General features: G+C 62.8%; 1 protein-coding gene. It reads left to right on the top strand.

What is annotated here, in order from left to right; genetic code table 11:
• Window positions 1–226: 226 nt before the first annotated feature.
• The coding region (locus tag EN853_RS33130; protein WP_135861343.1) for a LysR family transcriptional regulator at window positions 227–465 on the top strand (239 nt) is incomplete at its 3' end.

The raw sequence follows: 465 nt of genomic DNA, 5'->3' as shown, positions 1-465 counted from the left end.
TATCGTCCAGCGCGTTGTCGCGCAGCCACATGGCATGGAAGCGGCTCACCGCGCCATCCTGCCAGCCAAGCTCGATCGTTCGCCCGTCGTCGCCCAGCGTTGCCTTCATCAGCATATCCCGGAAGCTCCTATCTTCTACCCGCCATTGCGGGCACGGATTGCATGCTGGCTTCACCCTAGGCATAATTCAAATTATCTTTTTTCGAGTAATGGCGTTGAATTTGTAATGACTGGAAAAGCATTCGACCCGATGCCGCCTCTCGATTGGCTGCGCACTTTCGAGGCAGCCGCTCGCCTGTCGAACTTCACCGCCGCGGCCGCCGAGCTCGGGCTCACCCAGGCCGCCGTCAGCCAGCACATCCGCTTCCTGGAGGAGCGGCTCAAAAGCCGACTGTTCGCGCGGCTGGCGCGCGGGGTGGCGCTGTCGCCGGAGGGCGCGGCCTATCTCCCCCACATCCAGGCGGC

This window comes from Mesorhizobium sp. M1C.F.Ca.ET.210.01.1.1 (genome assembly GCF_004791585.1).
Classification (GTDB): domain Bacteria; phylum Pseudomonadota; class Alphaproteobacteria; order Rhizobiales; family Rhizobiaceae; genus Mesorhizobium.
Note: the sequence above shows the minus strand (reverse complement) of the source record. Positions and strands in the feature narration are given on the sequence as shown.